General features: G+C 58.6%; 15 protein-coding genes. 10 read left to right on the top strand and 5 right to left on the bottom strand.

Going from position 1 to position 19,924, the window contains the following annotated elements; genetic code table 11:
- Positions 1 to 8 precede the first annotated feature (8 nt).
- The 3 genes from I6J19_RS09685 to I6J19_RS09675 all read left to right on the top strand — a co-directional run bounded on the left by I6J19_RS09685 (position 9) and on the right by I6J19_RS09675 (position 3,825).
- Positions 9 to 1,133, top strand: a complete 1,125-nt coding sequence (locus I6J19_RS09685; RefSeq protein ID WP_038628532.1) for an ABC transporter substrate-binding protein — start codon at positions 9 to 11, stop codon at positions 1,131 to 1,133.
- Positions 1,134 to 1,186: 53 nt separating this feature from the next.
- A complete protein-coding gene (locus I6J19_RS09680; protein ID WP_038628534.1) occupies positions 1,187 to 2,218 on the top strand; it encodes an ATP-dependent 6-phosphofructokinase in 1,032 nt (343 codons plus the stop codon).
- A gap of 143 nt (positions 2,219 to 2,361) precedes the next feature.
- Entirely contained in the window at positions 2,362 to 3,825 is a 1,464-nt protein-coding gene (locus I6J19_RS09675) for a YkvI family membrane protein (protein ID WP_038628536.1), read from the top strand.
- A 26-nt stretch (positions 3,826 to 3,851) separates the two neighbouring features.
- Here I6J19_RS09675 and I6J19_RS09670 read toward each other — a convergent pair whose 3' ends face one another.
- Complete coding sequence (locus I6J19_RS09670; RefSeq protein WP_038628538.1) at positions 3,852 to 4,685, bottom strand: class I SAM-dependent methyltransferase; 834 nt, start codon at positions 4,683 to 4,685, stop codon at positions 3,852 to 3,854.
- Between the two features lie 53 nt (positions 4,686 to 4,738).
- On the opposite strand from I6J19_RS09670, the gene gatB reads away from it, so the two are divergent.
- Positions 4,739 to 6,247, top strand: a complete 1,509-nt coding sequence (gatB, locus tag I6J19_RS09665) for an Asp-tRNA(Asn)/Glu-tRNA(Gln) amidotransferase subunit GatB (protein ID WP_038628540.1) — start codon at positions 4,739 to 4,741, stop codon at positions 6,245 to 6,247.
- Positions 6,248 to 6,259: 12 nt separating this feature from the next.
- On the opposite strand, the gene I6J19_RS09660 is transcribed toward gatB, so the two are convergent.
- Positions 6,260 to 7,336: a glucose dehydrogenase gene (locus I6J19_RS09660; RefSeq protein WP_224792294.1), complete on the bottom strand. Its 1,077-nt coding sequence runs from the start codon at positions 7,334 to 7,336 to the stop codon at positions 6,260 to 6,262.
- A gap of 76 nt (positions 7,337 to 7,412) precedes the next feature.
- On the opposite strand from I6J19_RS09660, the gene I6J19_RS09655 reads away from it, so the two are divergent.
- The gene (locus tag I6J19_RS09655) at positions 7,413 to 8,783 is read left to right on the top strand and encodes a DoxX family membrane protein (protein ID WP_224792293.1); all 1,371 of its coding nucleotides are present in this window, start codon (positions 7,413 to 7,415) and stop codon (positions 8,781 to 8,783) included.
- Between the two features lie 75 nt (positions 8,784 to 8,858).
- Complete coding sequence (locus I6J19_RS09650; protein ID WP_224792292.1) at positions 8,859 to 9,743, top strand: hypothetical protein; 885 nt, start codon at positions 8,859 to 8,861, stop codon at positions 9,741 to 9,743.
- A 15-nt stretch (positions 9,744 to 9,758) separates the two neighbouring features.
- Here the strand turns inward: I6J19_RS09650 and ilvD are convergent, their stop codons facing one another.
- From ilvD to I6J19_RS09635, 3 genes are all read right to left on the bottom strand, one after another.
- The gene (ilvD, locus tag I6J19_RS09645) at positions 9,759 to 11,603 is read right to left on the bottom strand and encodes a dihydroxy-acid dehydratase (RefSeq protein ID WP_038628548.1); all 1,845 of its coding nucleotides are present in this window, start codon (positions 11,601 to 11,603) and stop codon (positions 9,759 to 9,761) included.
- 134 nt (positions 11,604 to 11,737) lie between these two features.
- Complete coding sequence (locus I6J19_RS09640) at positions 11,738 to 12,271, bottom strand: PH domain-containing protein (protein ID WP_038628550.1); 534 nt, start codon at positions 12,269 to 12,271, stop codon at positions 11,738 to 11,740.
- Positions 12,272 to 12,328: 57 nt separating this feature from the next.
- Positions 12,329 to 13,966 (bottom strand): mechanosensitive ion channel family protein, encoded by a 1,638-nt coding sequence (locus I6J19_RS09635; RefSeq protein WP_239122777.1) that lies wholly within the window; start codon positions 13,964 to 13,966, stop codon positions 12,329 to 12,331.
- 394 nt (positions 13,967 to 14,360) lie between these two features.
- On the opposite strand from I6J19_RS09635, the gene I6J19_RS09630 reads away from it, so the two are divergent.
- The 4 genes from I6J19_RS09630 (at position 14,361) to I6J19_RS09615 (ending at position 19,885) form a co-directional block, all read left to right on the top strand.
- Positions 14,361 to 16,271, top strand: coding sequence for an acetolactate synthase large subunit (locus I6J19_RS09630; RefSeq protein ID WP_038628554.1), 1,911 nt, complete (start codon positions 14,361 to 14,363; stop codon positions 16,269 to 16,271).
- 34 nt (positions 16,272 to 16,305) lie between these two features.
- Complete coding sequence (ilvN, locus tag I6J19_RS09625; protein WP_038628556.1) at positions 16,306 to 16,809, top strand: acetolactate synthase small subunit; 504 nt, start codon at positions 16,306 to 16,308, stop codon at positions 16,807 to 16,809.
- Between the two features lie 53 nt (positions 16,810 to 16,862).
- Complete coding sequence (gene ilvC / locus I6J19_RS09620; RefSeq protein WP_038628558.1) at positions 16,863 to 17,879, top strand: ketol-acid reductoisomerase; 1,017 nt, start codon at positions 16,863 to 16,865, stop codon at positions 17,877 to 17,879.
- A 281-nt stretch (positions 17,880 to 18,160) separates the two neighbouring features.
- Entirely contained in the window at positions 18,161 to 19,885 is a 1,725-nt protein-coding gene (locus I6J19_RS09615; RefSeq protein WP_038628561.1) for a hypothetical protein, read from the top strand.
- Positions 19,886 to 19,924 lie beyond the last annotated feature (39 nt).

The raw sequence follows: 19,924 nt of genomic DNA, 5'->3' as shown, positions 1-19,924 counted from the left end.
GTATTCCCATGAATTACGGACACACTTTCCGACGTCCTCTTCGTGCCTCAGCAGCTGGTATCGCTGTGGCTGCTCTGGCATTCGGAGCCGCCGCCTGTGGCTCTGATGAGGGAACGCAGGCCTCGTCGTCAGGCCTTACTCTCACCAACTGCGGTGAAGAAGTTAGCTACCCGGGTGTGGCTAAGAAACTGCTAATCAATGACGGCAATATTGCTTCGCTGGCGCTGGCGGTGGGGGCTGCGGATGAGATCACAGCGGTGAGCTCTATGGCCTCGCATCTGCCGGTGTTGACCGCAGCTTACGGCGATGCAATCGCGCAGAAGCCGGAGGTCGCGAAGGAGTACCCGAATCTGGAGCAAGTTATTGCGGCCGAGCCGGATGTGATGCTGGCGGGATGGGGCTATGGGTTTAGCGAGGATAAGGGTATTACCCCGGAATCGCTTTCCGAGCACGGTATCGGCGCCTACACCCTGACGGAATCTTGCCGCACTGGTGACGCAGCCTCGGCGGGCAAGGAAGGCAGTGGCGACCCGGGGCATACTCGTGGTCTGGTGGATCCGTGGGAAGCTGTCAAAATTGATCTGAAGAACATCGCTACCCTGACTGGCCACGACGGTGAGGGCGACAAGGTTATTGCGGATATTGATAACCGTCTACATGCCCTGGATACCGCACCGAAGGGCGACAAGAAGCCGGTGGGTTTCCTCTTTGACTCTGCTGGTGACGCCCCGTTTACTTCGGGTTCCTTTGGTGCCCCACAGGGCATCCTGGACAAGGCTGGTGCGACCAATGCGACCGAGTCGATTAAGGACACCTGGACTACGACCTCCTGGGAGCATGTCGCGGAGATGAATCCAGACTTCATCGCGATTGTGGACTATCCGGGTCAGACCTTTGAAGAGAAGATCAAGGTTCTGCGCACGAATCCGGCAACGAAGGATCTCGAGGCGGTCAAGGAGAATCGCTTTATTAACCTACCGATTGCATTGTGGACGGAGTCTCCGCTGAACGTCGATGCCGCAGAGTACGTGCGCAAGACGCTCGAGGAATATGGTCTTCTGCCGACATCGGAGGTGACGACGAAGATGGAGCTACCGTCCGAGCTACCAGGGCAGGAGTACCTGCAGAAGTAGTTTCGACCAAGGCCGTCAAGCACGAACTGACTAACGCGACTAAGGTGGGCATCATGCGAATTGCGACCCTTACCTCCGGTGGAGATTGTCCCGGTCTGAATGCCGTTATCCGTGCAATTGTCCGTACCAGCTCGAGCGAGTACGGCTCAACCGTCGTCGGTTTTGAGGACGGTTGGATTGGTCTTATGGAAGACCGTAGGGTCCAGCTTTACGACGATGAGCGGATTGACCGCATGCTGCTGCGTGGCGGCACGATGCTGGGCACCGGCCGCGTGCATCCGGACATTCTCATGTCTAACCTCGACCGCATCAAGGAAAATCTCTCTGATGCGGGCATCGATGCCCTGATCCCAATCGGTGGCGAAGGTACGCTGAAGGCCGGCAAGTGGCTTTCGGACAATGGGGTGCCGGTTGTCGGTGTTCCGAAGACTATTGATAATGACGTCAACGGTACGGACTACACCTTCGGTTTCGACACGGCTGTGGCTGTTGCCACCGACGCGGTTGACCGTCTGCACACCACTGCGGAATCCCACCAGCGCGTCATGATTGTTGAGGTCATGGGTCGACACGTGGGCTGGATTGCTTTGCATGCGGGTATGGCCGGCGGTGCTCACCACATTGTCATTCCGGAAAAGCCATTCGACATCAACGAGATTGTGAAGTCGATGGAGCGCCGTTTCCAGATGGGTGAGAAGTACGGCATTATCGTCGTCGCTGAGGGCGCCACCCCGAAGCCGGGCACCATGGAGTACGAAGAGGGCGGTGTTGACCAGTTTGGTCACCAGACCTTCAACGGTATTGGTCAGGTCATTGGCGCGGAGATTAAGAAGCGCACCGGGTACGACGTTCGCACCACGGTTCTGGGCCACATTCAGCGTGGCGGTACGCCGACTGCGTACGACCGCGTGCTAGCTACCCGCTACGGTGTCCATGCCACCCGAGCAGTACACGAGGGGGACTTCGGCAAGATTGTCGCTCTGCACGGTGAGAACATCGAGCGTATCGACATCGACGATGCGGTTGCTGAGTTGAAGGTTGTGCCGGATGGCCGTTACCGTGCCGCTGCTGCGCTGTTTGGTTAAGCACGCGTTGCTAAACATTTAGGCACATCTTCGTAACAAAATAGGCATACTGCCCGAGCTGGTGTATCAATCACCAGCTCGGGCAGTATGCTTTGTAAGGTTCCGGTTTTGAAAAATAGACTTATATTTAGGATTTTTTCGTTATGTGGAAAAGAGCCACAACAATCGCGATGGCCTTTGTCGGCCTAACTGTCGGTGCCGGATTCGCATCCGGCCAGGAAATGATGCAGTACTTCGTGGCATTTGGCACTAACGGCTTGTGGGGCGTTGTACTCGCTTCCGTCGTGATGATTGCCAGTGGTTTGGCGGTACTGTCAATTGCCAGTTACTTGCAGGCTGATGAGCACTCCGAGGTCTTCGACGTAATCACCCGCAATTGGGTTTCGAAGATTCTGGACATCGCCGTGATGATCACGCTGTTCTGTACCGGCTTCGTCATGTTCGCCGGTGCCGGTGCGAACCTGAATCAGCAATTCGGACTTGAGGTGTGGATCGGCGCCGTCATCATGGTTGCCCTGACTTTGGGTGTCGGCATGCTGGATGCGGACAAGGTCAGCCGAGTGATCGGCATGATCACTCCATTCATTATCGTGTTCCTGCTGGGAGCCGGTATCTACACTTTGTTCACCACCGATACTTCGATGTCGGAGGCCGCGCAGTACACCACTGAACTGTCGACCTCGCTGCCGCACTGGTCTGTTTCTGCCCTGAACTATGTTGGTTTCTGCGTGATGGTGGCCGTATCGATGTCCATCGTCATTGGCGGTAGCTACCTGAACCCGCGTGAAGCTGGCATCGGTGGTCTCATGGGCGGCACCATTTACGCAGGTCTGCTGACGTTGGTGACCTTTGCCCTCTTCTTCAAGGTCGAGTCCGTTGGCCATGAGGATATGCCGACTCTGGCAATTGTCAATGAAATTCATCCGGTTCTGGGTACGGTGATGGCGATCATCATCTACGCCATGATTTTCAATACCGCCATCGGTATGTTCTACGCGTTGGGTCGCCGCTTGACACGCAATACTCCGCAGCGTTTCCGACTGGTATTCATCGTGACGGTGCTGATTGGTTTTGGATTGAGCTTCTTCGGTTTCAAGGCCCTGGTTGGCTCCATCTACCCGGCCCTTGGCTACGTCGGTATCGCTCTTATCGTGATTCTGTGTGGTGCGTACCTGGCTGGACGTAACAAGCTGATGGAGGAGTCGAAGCGTCGCGGCCGTATCCGTAAGCTCGCACGCCGGAAGATGCATCCGAACAAGAAGTTCACCACCGCCGATCAGAAGAAGCTCGACCGCGCTTTGGCCAACTCCAACATTTCCAACGTCGATCTTCAGGAGAGCGTCCGCGACGACATCGTCGAGGAACTGGTTAGCGACGATAATGTTGAATTCACCGAGGATGACGCCGAGCGCATCGTAGAAAAGGATAATGAGCGCCTGGAGAAACTTTCCGAAATCGAGGAAGCCTCCGATGAGGACAATCCTCGCGAGACCGCGAGGGACTCCTTCCCAGGCGAGGTCACGGCTACTGCGCCGAAGAAGCTTGCCGGACAGACTAAGAACGCATTGAAGCGTGTGGCTCACCCTAAGCCGAAGAAAGAAAAGTAACTAGCGCGACTAGGCGGCTCGAAAATTTAGGTGGCTCGAAAATAGAAGGCATCGCACCGGTAGGGAAGGGCGATGCCTTCTTCGTATGTGTGCCCCAAGTGTTCGTGGAGATACCAATGTAAGTTCGTCTCCACCTTGGCGCGTGTGGCAGGCTTGGAACGAAGCCAATAGGAACGGGTTCGTGCCAGCAGCACGATGTCCTCGATGGTCAGTGTCTGCTCCCAGGCCAGGCGTACCTCATCGACTAGCTCCAACTCCGGGCCAACCTCGGGGTAGAAGCCGGGACGCAACACGTCGCCGGCGTGCATGATACGGCTGAGCCGATGCACCCACGGTACGGAAACATCCAAGGTGTTCCACACCAACATAGCCACGCCATCCGCGCGTAGCACCCGAGTGAGTTCTTTACTTGCAGCTGTCGGGTCCACCCAGTGCCATGTCTGCGCACATGTTGCTACATCGACGCTGTTGGACTCCAGTCCCGTGTGCTCCGCAGTGCCGTTCAGGCATTCCGCCGCTGGCACATTGTGCATCAGTGCTTGCCGCATCGCGGTGGAGGGATCGAGTGCCAGCAGGGTGGCGTCGCGGTAGACGTCGGCAAGCGAGGCGGTGAGTTTTCCGGTGCCGGCGCCGATATCGGCGACTACCTGTGGGCGCGGTGCAAGGCGGGTAAGCGCTTCACTGACGGTTGGAGGATATCCGGGGCGTACGCGGTGGTAGCCAGTGGCGCCGTCAGCGCTTTCTTGTAGGTCGTCGTCGAAAGTAGCGCCTGCGCGGTGGCGGTCAGCGGCGTCACGGAACGTTGGCGTTTCGCGTGCTGACGTCGGTGGAATCGGTGGGTGTTCGTTAACTCCGGGCACGACTTATACCCTAGGGCACGCCTGCGGGGCCATCGCTAGTAGACTCTACAAACATGACCGCTGCATACGCTGATGACTTGATGGACTTTGATGAGGTCCTCGAACGTTTTGACCCGGTAATGGGCATGGAGGTTCACGTCGAGCTCTCGACGAATACCAAGATGTTCTCGTCCTCCTCGGCGCACTTTGGTGCCGAGCCGAATAGCAACGTCGATCCCTGCAGCCTCGGCCTGCCGGGCGCGCTGCCTGTGGTTAACCGTCAGGGCGTTGAGTGGGCCATCAAGATTGGCCTGGCGTTGAACTGCGAGATTGCTGAGTCCTCTCGCTTTGCGCGCAAGAACTACTTCTACCCGGATCAGCCGAAGAACTACCAGATTTCGCAGTACGACGAGCCAATCGCCTACGACGGATATCTTGACGTTCAGCTTGACGACGGCACGGAGTTCCGTGTCGAAATTGAGCGCGCTCACATGGAAGAGGACACCGGCAAGCTGACGCACTTGGGCGGTGCCGATGGTCGTATTCACGGTGCTACGCGTTCGCTGGTGGACTGCAACCGTGCAGGTGTTCCGCTGATTGAGATTGTCACTAAGCCGATTCTCGGTGCGGGGGAGCGTGCCCCAGAGGTTGCTCGTGCGTACGTTTCTGCGCTGCGTGACCTGGTGAAGTCCCTCGGTGTCTCCGATGCCCGCATGGACCAGGGCTCGATGCGTGTGGACTCCAACGTTTCCCTGCGCCCAATCGGCCAGGAGGAGTTCGGCACTCGTACCGAGACTAAGAACATCAACTCCCTAAAGTCGGTTGAACAGGCTGTTCGCTACGAGATGCAGCGCCAGGCTGCTGCGATTACTAATGGCGAGGAGATTGTTCAGGAAACTCGCCACTACCAGGAGACCGACGGCACGACCTCCAAGGGCCGCCCGAAGGAATCGCAGTCGGATTACCGCTACTTCAACGACCCGGATCTGCCACCGGTGATTGCTCCGCGTGAGTGGGTGGAGGAAATCCGCGCAACTCTGCCGGAGCTGCCGTGGGTGCGTCGTGCCCGTATTCAGGAAGAGTGGGGTCTAAAGGACGAGGAAATGCGCGACCTGGTTAACGCCGGCGCTCTCGACCTGATTGTCGACACCGTTGAGGCTGGTGCCGGCCCGGCTGAGGCTCGTTCCTGGTGGGTCGCTTACCTGGCGCAGAAGGCCAACGAGGCAGGCGTGGAGCTGGCTGAGCTCGCGATTACCCCGGCACAGGTTGCACGTGTGATTGCACTGATTGAAGAGGGCAAGCTGACCAACAAGCTGGCCCGTAAGGCCGTCGACGGCGTGCTCGCAGGCGAGGGCGATGTTGATGAGGTCGTTGCTGCCCGTGGCCTGGAGGTCGTTCGCGACGACGGTGCTATTGAGAAGGCCGTCGACGATGCACTGGCTGCTAACCCGGACATCGTCGAGAAGTACCGAGCTGGCAACAAGAAGGTCGTCGGTGCCATCGTGGGGCAGGTCATGAAGGCCACCCGCGGCAAGGCAGACCCGGCTCAGGTCAACCAGCTGATTGCGAAGAAGCTGAGCTAGCCTCCCTGAAAGCTAATCCGGGGAACCGCCGGCGGCACCATCGCTCGGCAGTCTGACGACGCGTTCGTCGGACTCCGACGGTTGTGCCCCGGCGGTTTTGTTGGTCGTGGCACCCCAAACTTCAATACCCTGATTCGCTGCGACAGCCGCTACATGCGAGATGTGGCCGAAGTCGCCGTCGACAAGCACTTCAGGGGAACCCTTGACCTCCCACGCCGCGTCGGGCCCACTTGACTTCGGACCCACCGGCATGGAGATGACCTTCTGCGCGTCTGGGATGGCAATGACCACGCGGTCACCCATCACTGCGCATCCACCGATGGAATCGTTCAGGTCCACACCGCCGAGGGGGTTAATCACAGGGCCGGTGAGCTGAACCAGTTGTGGGGTGCCGTCGAGAATGGCGGTTGCCAACGGCGGCATTCCGTCCGGACCATGGCAGAACTGCTGAAACTCAATGCCTGGATCTCCCACGAGCAATTTGCGCGGGGACAGGGTGTCCGAAGTTCGGTCAAAATAGATTCCGAGAATGCCGGGCTCGCTGAGGTCCGGAAGTTCGCGCACATCAGCGGTGCTGCCCTCCACGAGGGTGACGCGCGCAATGGTGTCGTCGTTACGCAAAACAAAGACCTGACGGTCCTCTTCAACCGAGGGACTGGGCAGCAGTTGTTTTGCAGGGGCGCCGAGCCGTGCGACCTCACGCGGTGTCTTACCCGGTGCGACAGCGGTGAGTGCACCGTCGTCGGTGGCGACGAGAGCTTCCCCAGGGCCGGTTGAGGCTAGCGCGGTGGTAAGCGGTAGGCAGGCGGCGAGAGTGACATCATCGAGGTCGCAGGGACCTTTGTCTTTGGCTTTGCTTTCCGTGGTCGGGACCGGGGTAGAGGGCAAATCAGGGGAGGAAAACTTCGGCATGGCAATGCCTGTCGGTTCTGACTTGTCTTCAGTAAACGGCAACTCAAGCGCGCTCGAGGCACTCATGCAGCCGGAAAGAGAGACCATCCCGACGACACCAGCGGCGAGCGCAGCACGACGACGCCGCCCGCGAGCGCGAGCCTGTGCACTGCTGGTGTGGACGAGGTGGAATCCCATAGGCATACACAATACAGCCTCGTTTCACGGCCACGCCTGCGACCAAAAGTGAGGCAGTAGTTTTAATGTGGACGATGTGAGCGACTCAGAGAAGTACCCGAACGACCGCGCCCTCGAGAATGTGGAGGACGGATTCGATGACGATCTCGACGTCCCGACCTACCGCAAGCTCGCTGAGCCAATGAACGAAGAAACCAACCGCGATGACAGCGACAACACCGCAACGCAAATTTTTCCGGGTGTGCCGGAAAAGCGCGTAGATGAGGAGCCGGAGGCGGAGGTAGACCAAGAAAACCTGCCGCCGGAATCCGCCGCTGCATCAGAGACAGTGGCAGAGACAGAGGTCGAGCCGAGCTCGGAACCGGAGCCTGAAGTTCAGGAAACCCCGAAGAAGCGCTACGACGCCTACGCCGCTGCAGGCCGCACGGCACCTCAGGTGATTAGCCCTGCCGGTAAGCCTTCGCCGCGGGATGAACAGGCCGAAACTGAATTGGCACCCGCGGCCGATAAAGAGTCGGAGGTAGCCCCGGAGTCGGAGGCGACCGAGATCTTTGAGCAGCCGGCCCGTAGCGAGCGCGTTGATTCAGATGAGGATTTCAGCCAGCCGACGCAAGCCTTCTCGGCTTCTGAAGCGGCAGCAGCGTCCACAGCGGGAACTGCCGCAAATAAGTCGGAAGCACAGTCAGCATTCGACGATGAGGCGGAGTCAACCTATGGCTCTGCACGCAATTCCGCAGCTGAGACTCAGTATTTCGATGAATCGGATTTCGCTGAACCGGCTGCCTCTCGCGATACCGCTGGTGCCGCTGGTGTTGCAGGAGCAGGCGTAGGGGCCGCCGGGGCAACTGCGGCTACGACTACCGCCGCTGCTGACGACGATGAAGACACGGACTTCAACGACGACAACGAACCGGAGTTCCGTCGCGGTACCACCGACTTCGGCCTCCTGCTGCTGCGTCTTGGATTGGGTGCGCTGCTGTTGGTCCATGGCCTGACAACGCTGCTCGGCTGGGGCAGCTCCGGTGGCACCACTGCGCTGGAGACACAGTTTAGCCAGAACAACTTCGCCCTCGGCCCTGTGATGGCCACTGCCATCCCAACGGTTCAGCTCATCGCGGGTGCCCTGCTCATCTTAGGGCTTGCGACACCGCTGGCCGCAGCATTGGCGCTGGCATTGTCCGCCTACCTCAGCATGTTTGATGTGGCTACCTCTGCCAATGGCGTGAATATCGTCGGCCAGGATTCCAGCAACCTTCAGCTACAACTGTTGATGACCGCCATGGCACTTGGCTTGCAGTTCACCGGCCCGGGCCGCATCGGCATCGACTTCGGACGCGGCTGGGCTCGTCGCCCACTGGCATCGTCGTGGATCTTCGGAATTCTGTCCATCGCTGCAGCAATTGGCCTGTGGTGGCTGACGACCGGCACGCTGCCGTTTATCGGCTAAGGCAGCTCGCAGCTACACAAACAGTCGAGCGGCCTAAACTAGGTTCTCGGTTAGGGCCGGGGTACAATGCCCCCTATGCCAAAGTCGAGACACGCACTAAAGACCACCCTTGCGGTGGTCTTTTTCATGTCTTCGATAGGCGCGACAACGTCGATCCACTCACCATCGACAGCTGCTGCCGACGAGCACAGTGAGGTTGCAGCCTCCGTCTCGTCGGCAAGCGTCTGGCCGACACATCAGGTGAGTCTGCCACGCATGGACCTCAACGCCGAAGGGTTGATTGAGGTTGACCCACGCACGCAAATGGCGGTGAGCTACGAGCCGGTGGGCGTGGGGTACAGCAGCCAGGCATCGCAACGCCCGCTGCCGGCGCTATCCCTGATTAAGTTGTATATCGGTCAGTATGTGCTCGAACACGGCACTGCCGACGATGCCGAGCGCGTCGAAAAGATGATTTCGCGTTCCGACGACGATTTGGCAGCCGACTTCTACCGGAAGTACCCGGAATCGGTCGATTCCGTTGCGACCGAGTACGGCCTGTTCAACACCTCCGGCGGAGAAAAGTGGGGAGTATCGAGGACCACTGCGGAAGATGTGGTGTCTTTTATTTCCCAGCTTCGTCTGAAGCATCCTAATTCTGAGGTGCTTGAGGCGATGCGACACTGGTCGCCGATTGCTGCCGATGGCTATCGACAGAATTTTGGTCTTGCCGGCCTGCCCGGTTCTGAAGGCGCGAAGATGGGCTGGTCCAACCGGCGTTCGTGGCACTCTTCCGTTGTTTTTGGCCCCGGATATGTAATGGCGGCCATTACCGAGGGCAGCAAATATGCACACACCGAGGACGTCGCTGAGGGGATTGCCGACGTCGAGTACCGGGATTTGGTGAAGCCCACGCGGAAGACTGGGCGCAAAGCTACCCTAGAAACGCCAAAGGCCCGTGCGGTAAGCACAGGCCTTTAAGCGGGTTTGATCTAGCTAGTCGACAATGCGGACCGCGCCCTTATCCGCACTGGACGCCATCTTGGCATATGCGCGCAGCGCCTTGGACACCTTGCGCGGACGTGGCTTGTGGGGAGTAAACGGCTTATCGCGCTTGAGCTCTTCATCACGGCGGGCCGCAAGCTCCTCGTCGGACACCTGAATTTCGAGGCGTCGTTCTGCGACATCGATGTACACTGGGTCGCCGTTGCGGACGAGACCGATTGCGCCACCTGCAGCGGCCTCCGGGGAAACGTGACCAATCGACAGTCCAGAGGAACCGCCGGAAAAGCGGCCGTCGGTGACCAGGGCGCAAACCTTACCCAGACCAGCACCCTTGATGAATGCGGTCGGGTGCAGCATCTCCTGCATGCCCGGACCACCTGACGGCCCCTCGTAGATGACGAAGAGAACTTCGCCCGGCTGCAAGGTGCGGTTCAAGATGACAGAGACAGCCTCTTCCTGGCTCTCTACGACGCGAGCGGTGCCCTCGAAGTGGAACTGGTCCTCGCCAATACCCGCGGTCTTCAGGACAGCGCCGTCCTCGGCGATGTTGCCGCGCAGGACACAGAGACCGCCTTCCTTGGTGTAGGCGTGGTCGAAGTCGCGGATGCAGCCATTTTCGGAGTCCGTGTCCAGACTTTCCCAGCGGTTGGAAGTGGAGAACGGCTCGGTGGTGCGCACACCGCCCGGTGCTGCGTGGAACAGCTCGATGGCCTCGTCAGTGGCCTTGCCGCCGCGGATATCCCAGTTATCCAGGTGCTCCTCCAACGACGGGGAGTGTACAGAGCGGACATCCATTTGCAGCAGGCCGGCGCGACGCAGCTCGCCGAGGATGGCTGGAATACCACCGGCGCGGTGGACGTCCTCCATGTAGTAGTCAGAGTTCGGCGCTACCTTAGACAGACACGGAACACGACGGGAAATCGCGTCGATGTCAGAGAGGTCGAAGTCAATCTCGCCCTCCTGCGCGGCAGCGAGAATGTGCAGCACGGTGTTGGTGGAGCCACCCATGGCAACATCGAGCGTCATGGCGTTGACAAATGCGTCGCGGTTGGCGATGTTGCGCGGCAGCACGGACTCGTCGCCATCGTTGTAGTAGCTCTTCGCCAGGTCCACGATTAGCTCACCGGCGCGGGTGAACAAGTCGCGGCGAGCCTGCTGAGTCGCCAGCGTAGAACCATTGCCCGGCAGGGACAGGCCGAGGGCCTCGGTCAGGCAGTTCATCGAGTTTGCGGTGAACATACCCGAGCAAGAACCACAGGTCGGGCACGCCGAGCGCTCGATGTCCAGCAGGTTCTTGTCATCGACCTTGTCATTCGCGGATGCAGAAATAGCCGAGATTAGGTCAGAGCCAGGCTTGACGACGCCATCGATAACAACCGATGACCCCGATTCCATCGGCCCGCCGGAAACGAAGACCACCGGGATATTCAGGCGCAGAGCCGCATTGAGCATGCCTGGCGTGATCTTGTCACAGTTGGAAATACACACCAACGCGTCAGCGGTGTGAGCGTTGACCATGTATTCCACAGAGTCGGCAATAATTTCACGGGATGGCAGCGAGTAGAGCATGCCGTCATGTCCCATTGCGATACCGTCGTCGACGGCGATGGTGTTGAACTCACGGGGGACACCACCTGCCGCGGTTACAGCTTCCGCAACGATGTCGCCAACATCCTTCAGGTGCACGTGCCCTGGCACAAACTGGGTGTAAGAGTTTGCAATTGCGATAATCGGCTTGCCGAAGTCGCTATCGGACATGCCAGTCGCACGCCATAGGGAACGAGCGCCAGCGGCATTTCGTCCGGCAGTGGTGACTTTAGAGCGAAGGGGGATCATGTGGGCTGCCCTTCCTAGATAGGGTGCAAGGTAACTAATTGTCCATACTAATCACAAAAGCCCCTAATGTCTCATTTCGCGGTCACTAGTGTCCGCATAATGAGATTTAGGGGCTTTTGTGGACTGCTTAGATGTTACTCAGCAGAGGCTTCGCCTTTAGCCTTAGCGCCTTTAACCTTGGCGTCAGCCTCAACCTCACTGGCCTTCTTCATTACGGAGTAGCCATCGCGGTCAAAGACCTCGACCTTGTCATTTTCCGCCATGCGAGCCGAAGTAATCGGATCCGGAATCAGACCGCCGGTGGCTTCCTTTAGCTCGGGCAGTGAATTAAAAGAGATGGCCGGCAGCGCGATACGCTCATCTGACTTGGTGACCGCAAAGGCTCGACCGCCCTTGTTGAAGAAGATGCCTGCAAAATCACTCCAGGGCACCGAACGGCGCTGGGACAGTAGATAAACCGCAGTGATGCCGCGTGACCCCACGGTGGTGCGTACTCGGAAAATCCAAAGCGTATAAATCAACGGTGCCAGGAAGGTAACGGCCAGCCACGGGGTAAAGCCGGCGGCAATTACACACAGCACGACCATGAACGCAACGATGAACAGATGCGTCTTCTGTGGGCGAAATCGCTGCGTCGCAATTTTTGGCTGTGGAGTCGAGTCAGTCATGGCTATTGATTGTAGCGGGTAGTTCGGATTGGCTAGTGCACGGTAGGCGGTTGCGCGCTATTGCGTATCAGCCGAGTTCGGTTCCGCGTTGTTAGTGGAGTCCGTCGACTGTGATCCACCAGTGTCCTCGTTGCCAGTGTTGCTCTGCTCGGAGCTTGACTGGGTGGAGGTGGTGGTCGAAGGTGCGCGGTTCTGTGTGTTCTGCGGCTGCTGAGAAGTCTCCGTTGGCTGGTTTTGAGATGTCTGATTCTGCTGAGTGGTCTCGGTGGGCTGCACATTCTGTGTGGTGCTAGTCGGCTGGTTGGATGACTGTGGTGCCGACGACTCTTCCGAGTCCTCTTCCTGTGTCGCTACGCGATCGTTCCACCTGCTCGGTGCCAACCATCCAGATGGGCCGTCCTCAGTTTCGAGTGTCATCAGGTTCAAAATGAAGAGAATCAGTAAGGTTACCAGGAGTACAATCGTCGAAACGCGAGCGCGCCCACCTGCGGAGAGGGTTCGACGAACCTTCTGGCGCGTCGTGAGTGTCTTCCAATCGGGGTGGTTAATCAGCTTGCGGATGGCGCTGTTGCTTTCACTGTCTTCCTGCTCGCGTCGCGCATCGTCAAGATCGGCTCCCGCGTGCGGAAGATCGGATCGCTCATTCTCGTCTTGCTTGTCGACGGTCTGAGTTTCCATCAGCTTAGTTTCCGCGGTGACTGGCTCGACTGCTGTGTCCGGTACCATTTCGACAACCTCGGTTGGAGCGCTGTCGACGTCGTCAAGCGCCTGCTTGTTCTCGCGCTTAGCGTCGGCCTGCTTGAGCTGTTCAATCATCGTGTCATCGCGGACGTGGCCGGTGATTTCTTCGGCGGGAGCAAACGGGGTCTGTTGGGCGCGCTCGCCGTAGTCATCCCACCAGGTGTCGATGACTGCGGCGCGGATGGCGCGCTCGATAAGCCATTGGTCGCCCGGTTTGCAGTCGACAATCAAGCGCATGGTGACGGTCCACGGCAGCCCCATAACCGTTGGTGGATTGAGCTCTGTAGAGGACTGCATCTTGATTTCGGAGAGAACGGAGTCCTTGATTGAGTCCAGCGTGATTGCGCGCTTAGCAGCGGCGACGGTGCGCTCTTCCAAATCCTTAATGGAACCACCGGCGGTCATCGGTACCGGTACTTCGACGACGGCACGCGACCACTGCGAGGAGTAGTTGATACACATACGTGCCTCGGAGTTCGGCACGATAATTTCCTCGCCGTTTAGGGTTCGAATGGTCGTGGCGCGCAATGTCATATTGACGACGTCGCCCTGCACGGTGCCGGAAGGGGAATGGAACTCAACCCAATCGCCGATGCCGTACTGTTTCTCGGCAATGATGAACATGCCTCCGAGGAAGTCGGCGATGACTCCCTGGGCACCAAAACCAACAGCAGCGGAAACAACCGTTGCGGGGATGGCGGCGGCGGTTAGCGAGATTCCGAATTTCGACAGAATCGCGATGATTAAGACGAAGTACGCAATAACTTCGACGATGTAAACAACAGCGCCAATGAGCGCGCGTCGTCCCTTGGCTTGCTCGTCCTCAGAGGAGATATTTCCGTCTGCGATTGCCAGAACGAAACGTCGGATGCGGGGAACAAGAATTAGCAGAATGGCCAGGCTTGCAATGGCAAGACCGTTGCTGGCTATCCATTGCCATGCCCGTAACAACATGAATTGTAAAAATTCCATGCTCTCCACCGTAGGTCGTTCGCCTTAAGATGGGCTGAGTTTAAAGATAAGGAATTATGCATAAAGAGGAGCTTCGAGGTGAGCCGCTCTGGCGTGCCGACTCGGATACACCGCCTCTGCACCGTCTCGGGTGCACCAGCGTATCGGGGGTGGGGGTGTTTCTGGGTAAAGTGATTCCCAAAGCTGGGGTGGGACTGCTGTGGGGAAACGGGTGGGAAGTGGGTAGGCGCTCGGGTGTTAAGCGGGCGGGGGTGTCCAATTGGCGGGATTGACTTCTCACTATGTGGACGTTAAGGTTGTAGTCAACGCCACATTCGTAGCTTCTTCGCGTGAATGTGAGTTGAGTAGTTGCCCACCATGACCCAGGAGCGAAATCGTGAACGCGCACGAGCAGCACACCCCATCGCCCGCCCAATTCGCAGCTAAGGCGCGCACCAGCGCCCCCGAGCGAATTTCTGGTGCAAAAGCCATTGTCCGATCTCTTGAAGAGCTTGGTGTTGAGGTAGCCTTCGGTATCCCCGGTGGTGCAGTGCTTCCGCTCTACGATCCGATTTATGACTCGGAAAAGCTCCGCCACGTCCTCGTGCGCCACGAGCAGGGAGCTGGTCACGCTGCCACTGGTTACGCGCAGGTTTCCGGCAAGGTCGGTGTGTGTATCGCGACTTCCGGCCCGGGTGCTACTAACCTGGTTACCCCGCTCGCGGATGCTCAGATGGACTCCGTTCCGGTTGTCGCCATCACCGGTCAGGTCGGTCGCCCGCTGCTGGGTACTGACGCTTTCCAGGAGGCTGACATCCGCGGTGTGACCATGCCGATCACTAAGCACAACTTCATGGTCACCGAAGCTGAGGACATCCCGCGCGCGCTCGCTGAGGCATTCCACCTGGCTTCTTCTGGTCGCCCAGGCCCGGTTCTGGTCGATGTTCCGAAGGACCTCCAGAATACGATGATTGACTTCACCTGGCCGCCGGAGATTGACCTGCCGGGCTACCGTCCTGTGACGACTCCGCACCAGCGTCAGATTGACGAAGCAGCTGAGATGATTGCTGCGGCCAAGCGTCCGGTGCTCTACATCGGTGGTGGCGTCATTAAGGCTGATGCTTCCACGGAGCTGGTCGAGTTCGCCGAGCAGACTGGAGTTCCGGTCGTGACCACGCTGATGGCTCGCGGCGCATTCCCGGACTCGCACCCGCTGCATATGGGTATGCCAGGCATGCACGGCAAGGTGTCCGCCGTCGCTGCTCTGCAGAAGTCCGACCTGCTCATCACTATCGGTGCGCGTTTCGACGACCGTGTTACCGGTGATCTGAATTCCTTCGCGCCGAACGCGAAGGTTATCCACGCAGACATTGACCCGGCAGAGATTGGCAAGCTCCGTGAAGTTGACGTTCCCATCGTCGGCGATGCCCGCGAGGTCCTTGCCGCACTTAGCGAGTCCTACACCAAGCTCGGTCTTAGTCGCCCCCAGATTGCCGACTGGCTGAAGCTTCTCGACGGTCTCCGCGACGAGTTCCCCCTCGGGTGGGAAGAGCCCGCTGATGGTGCAATCGCTCCGCAGTTTGTAATTCAGACCCTGTCCGACATCGTTGGCCCGGAGGCCATCTATGCCGCTGGCGTCGGCCAGCACCAGATGTGGGCAGCGCAGTTCGTCCAGTACGAGAACCCGCGCACCTGGCTTAACTCCGGTGGTGCCGGCACGATGGGCTACTCAATCCCGGCTGCGATGGGCGCCAAGGCGGCTGCTCCAGAAAAGGAAGTCTGGGCCATTGATGGTGACGGTTGCTTCCAGATGACCAATCAGGAGCTAACCACCTGTGCAATGGAAGGTTTTCCCATCAAGGTTGCCTTGATCAACAACGGTAACCTGGGCATGGTTCGTCAGTGGCAGACGCTGTTCTACGATCAGCGCTACTCCAACACCAAGCTGCGCCCGGAGGACAACTCCTACCTGCCAGACTTCGTCCAGCTCTCCGAGGGGCTTGGCTGCGTGGCGATTCGCGTGACCAAGAAGGAAGATGTCGCGGCCGCAATTAAGAAGGCACGCGAGATTAATGACCGACCGGTGGTTATTGACTTCATTGTCGGTGAGGATGCTCAGGTGTGGCCGATGGTGGCAGCTGGCAAATCCAATGATGAGGTCGAATACGCCCGTGGTCTGCGCCCGCTGTTCAACGATGAGAACTCAGCGGCCGAGACCCCGGCTGACATCCACGGCACTGTTGTGGACAACGCCGAGGACGCCGCGAAGCAGCCCGACGCTAACCACCCGTCCATGAAGACCCGCTAATCGGGATCCGAAGCAACAGGAAGTGAGTCCCAAAATGGCTGAACTGCACACTCTATCCGTGTTGACCCTCGATGAGCCGGGTATTCTGGTCCGCATTGCGGGCATGTTCACCCGCCGAGGTTTCAGCATCCAGTCGATTACCTCGGGTGAAACTGAGACCGAGGGAGTCAACCGCATCACTGTCGTGGTTGAGACGGAGACGCTGCCGATCGAACAGATCACTAAGCAGCTCAACAAGCTAGTGCCCGTGCTGAAGGTGGTCCGCCAGCCCCCAGAGACCATGGTGTCGCGCGGACTGCTAATGGTGAAGGTTTCCTGCGACAACACCAATCGTCCGCAGGTCGTCGATGCCGCCAATCTCTTCCGTGCCCGCGTGGTGGACGTCTCTCAAGAGTCTGTCATCATTGAGGCGACGGGTGAGCGCTCGAAGCTTGTAGCCCTGCTGGAGGTCCTCGAGCCGTTTGGTATCCGTGAGCTCATTCAGTCCGGTACCGTCGCAATGGCACGCGGGCCGAAGCCGATGCTCCAGCCCCGCTAACAACTAAACGCTAAGATTTTTAACGAATCCGATTCGAAAAGAGGCTAATTTTAATGGCTATTGAACTGCTGTACGACGACGATGCTGATCTGTCCATCATCCAGGGGCGTAAGGTTGCCATCCTGGGCTACGGTTCCCAGGGCCACGCTCACGCTCAGAACCTGCGCGAGTCCGGTGTCGAGGTTGTTATCGGTCTGCGTGAAGGCTCCAAGTCCGCTGTGAAGGCCCAGGAAGCTGGCTTTGAGGTTAAGTCCAACGCAGATGCCGCTGCATGGGCAGACGTCATTATGGTGCTGGTTCCGGACACCACCCAGGCAAAGGTTTACAGCGAGGACATCGAGCCGAACCTGAAGGACGGCGACGCGCTGTTCTTCGGCCACGGTCTGAACATCCACTTCGACCTCATCAAGCCGGCTGACAACATCACCGTCGGTATGGTTGCTCCGAAGGGGCCGGGTCACCTGGTTCGTCGTCAGTTCGTCGATGGCAAGGGCGTTCCGTGCCTGATCGCCGTTGACCAGGATCCGAAGGGCGAGGGCCGCGACCTGGCTCTGTCTTACGCTGCAGCTATCGGTGGCGCCCGCGCTGGCGTTATCCCGACCACCTTCGAGGCAGAAACTGTGACCGACCTCTTCGGTGAGCAGGCTGTTCTCTGTGGCGGCACCGAGGAACTGGTCAAGGTCGGTTTCGAGGTTCTGGTTGAAGCTGGTTACGAGCCGGAGATGGCATACTTCGAGTGCCTGCACGAGCTGAAGCTGATTGTTGACCTGATGTTCGAGGGCGGTATTGCCAACATGAACTACTCGGTCTCCGACACCGCTGAGTTCGGTGGCTACCTGTCTGGCCCACGCGTTATTACCGCTGATACCAAGCAGCACATGCGCGAGATTCTGTCTGACATTCAGGACGGCACCTTCACCAAGCGTCTGATTGCCAACGTCGAGGGCGGCAACAAGGAGCTCGAGGACCTGCGCGCTTCCTACAACAACCACCAGATTGAAGAGGTCGGCTCCAAGCTGCGCGACCTGATGAGCTGGGTTAAGGTCGACGCTCGCGCTGAGACCGCCTAAGTTTGTTGCTTAAGCGAATCCTTCGCTTGTTCGCGAAGTAGGGCTTCATCACTGAGCTTCACCGCCGTGATGAGGCCCTTTTCGTATCTCTCTTACTCGTTTTCTTTCACTGAAACGTGTGGGGTAGACGGGTGGGATAAACGTCTGAGATAAAAGCAACTACGGCCAAACGGGTGTAGCCCCAGTCGTATCCGGGGTTCTAATCTGGGTTGAAGGGTCTCCCTCAACAAAGACGTTCGATAGTCTAATCGTTGCAATCAAATCATTTCACGGAGGTAAATGTGCGAGTATCCGCAATGACGCGGCGCGTGACGGCAACCGTTGCTCTGACGGTCAGTCTGGCGCTGGGATCGAGCGCCCTGGTCGCGTGTGGTAATTCCGACAGTGCTGTTTCCACGAAGAAGGTGGACGCTGAGTCGACGGTGCTTAGCGACGACATCGCAGCGTCGGAAAGCCTGATCGGCAGTTCGGAAGCAGTTGTCGTTTCCTCGGCTGGTGCAGCTGAGCAGCGTCGGGCGGCAGGCATTGCGGTTGCTGCTGGGCTGCCGATGCTGGTGGCTGGTTCTGCCGAAGATGCGGAAGATGACAGTACCGCCAAGAGTCCCAAGAAGGACGCTCGTGGCCACGATACTGGCGCTGATATCGCCGATGTGGAAAAAGAGATTGACCGCCTGGGCGCAAAGACAGTCCTTACAGTGGGGGCAGTTGACCTGACCGGGGGAGAGGAGCGTCAGGTTATTGCAGATCCGGGTACGACCGATGGCCTCAAGGAGCTTGTCGGTACTGAATTCAAGGTTCTCAAAGAGACGGAGTCGAAGCCGACTCGCGCTGTCGTTGAGATGGATCCGGAGAAGCCCACTGTCGTCAAGGGTGACGCAACGAAGGATGGGGGCGCCAACCAGGAGGCGCAGGATCGCGCCAGCGATGGGCAGGATGACAAGGGGCAGGAGAGCATCACCCTGCCGAAGGGATCGCCGAAGGAGGTTAAGGACAAGTTGGCATTGGCTGCACCGGGTACCGGCCTGGCTTCCATTGCTACTGCTCGAGCAGCTGGCCTGAAGGTCAGTTGGCTGCCGGTGGGCGACGCGCGTGCTACCTCTGAGTCGATTTCGGCTGCTCGTGACGGCGAGTCCCTGATTGCTCTGGGTAAGGTTTTCGGCGATCAGGACAAGTTCGATCAGTCCATCGAGCTGGCCAAGGATGACAAGGTCAAGGAGCTGCCGGGTGGAGGCACGCTGCTGTTCCCCGGTCGTCATCTGATTGCAACGTATGGTCACCCAGGTGTCGCTCCATTGGGTGTGATGGGCGAGGATGATCCGGAGGATGCCGTCGCACGTGCGAAGGACTACGTCAAGCAGTACGAGAAGTTCGCCGATGACCCGGTACTGCCGGCCTTTGAGATTATTGCTTCGGTCGCACAGGCTGATCCGGGCCCGCGTGGTGACTACTCCGAGCCGGCTCCGGTTGAGACTCTGAAGCCGTACGTCGAGGCCATGACCAAGGCCGGCGGCTACGTCATCATCGACTTGCAGCCGGGCAGTGCAGACTTCCTGGACCAGGCCAAGTTCTACGAAGAACTGCTGAAGATGCCAAACGTCGGTCTGGCGCTGGATCCGGAGTGGAAGATGGAACCGGGGCAGGTTCCGGCGACTCAGGTTGGTCACGTTAAGGCTGAAGAGGTCAACCGCGTTGCTGATTGGCTGGCTGAGCTGACTCGTAAGAACAACCTTCCGCAGAAGATGCTGATGCTGCACCAGTTCCAGCTACAGATGATTCGCGATCGCGAGACGCTGGATCTGTCGCACCCGGAGCTCGCATTCGTACTGCATGCCGACGGCCATGGCACCGCGCAGGAAAAGTTTGAGACCTGGAACGTCATGCTGCAGGATTTGCAGCCGGAGATTTTCGAGGCGTGGAAGAACTTCATCGACGAGGACCAGCCGATGTTTACTCCTGAGGAGACCATGAACATCGAACCGCGTCCATGGTTGGTTACGTACCAGTAGGTTATAGACCAGCAGAAATAAAAATAAAACGCGAAGAGT

Origin of the sequence: Corynebacterium amycolatum (assembly GCF_016889425.1) — a bacterium.
GTDB classification, from domain to species: domain Bacteria; phylum Actinomycetota; class Actinomycetes; order Mycobacteriales; family Mycobacteriaceae; genus Corynebacterium; species Corynebacterium amycolatum.
Note: the sequence above shows the minus strand (reverse complement) of the source record. Positions and strands in the feature narration are given on the sequence as shown.

Bases quoted from the DNA above. Each gene is read 5' to 3' on its own strand.
- I6J19_RS09635 (WP_239122777.1), bottom strand. From the start codon at position 13,966: ATGTTGTTACGGGCATGGCAATGGATAGCCAGCAACGGTCTTGCCATT.
- I6J19_RS09640 (WP_038628550.1), bottom strand. From the start codon at position 12,271: ATGACTGACTCGACTCCACAGCCAAAAATTGCGACGCAGCGATTTCGC.
- I6J19_RS09660 (WP_224792294.1), bottom strand. From the start codon at position 7,336: ATGGGATTCCACCTCGTCCACACCAGCAGTGCACAGGCTCGCGCTCGC.
- gatB (WP_038628540.1), top strand. From the start codon at position 4,739: ATGACCGCTGCATACGCTGATGACTTGATGGACTTTGATGAGGTCCTC.
- ilvN (WP_038628556.1), top strand. From the start codon at position 16,306: ATGGCTGAACTGCACACTCTATCCGTGTTGACCCTCGATGAGCCGGGT.
- ilvC (WP_038628558.1), top strand. From the start codon at position 16,863: ATGGCTATTGAACTGCTGTACGACGACGATGCTGATCTGTCCATCATC.
- I6J19_RS09675 (WP_038628536.1), top strand. From the start codon at position 2,362: ATGTGGAAAAGAGCCACAACAATCGCGATGGCCTTTGTCGGCCTAACT.
- ilvD (WP_038628548.1), bottom strand. From the start codon at position 11,603: ATGATCCCCCTTCGCTCTAAAGTCACCACTGCCGGACGAAATGCCGCT.
- I6J19_RS09650 (WP_224792292.1), top strand. From the start codon at position 8,859: ATGCCAAAGTCGAGACACGCACTAAAGACCACCCTTGCGGTGGTCTTT.
- I6J19_RS09685 (WP_038628532.1), top strand. From the start codon at position 9: ATGAATTACGGACACACTTTCCGACGTCCTCTTCGTGCCTCAGCAGCT.
- I6J19_RS09680 (WP_038628534.1), top strand. From the start codon at position 1,187: ATGCGAATTGCGACCCTTACCTCCGGTGGAGATTGTCCCGGTCTGAAT.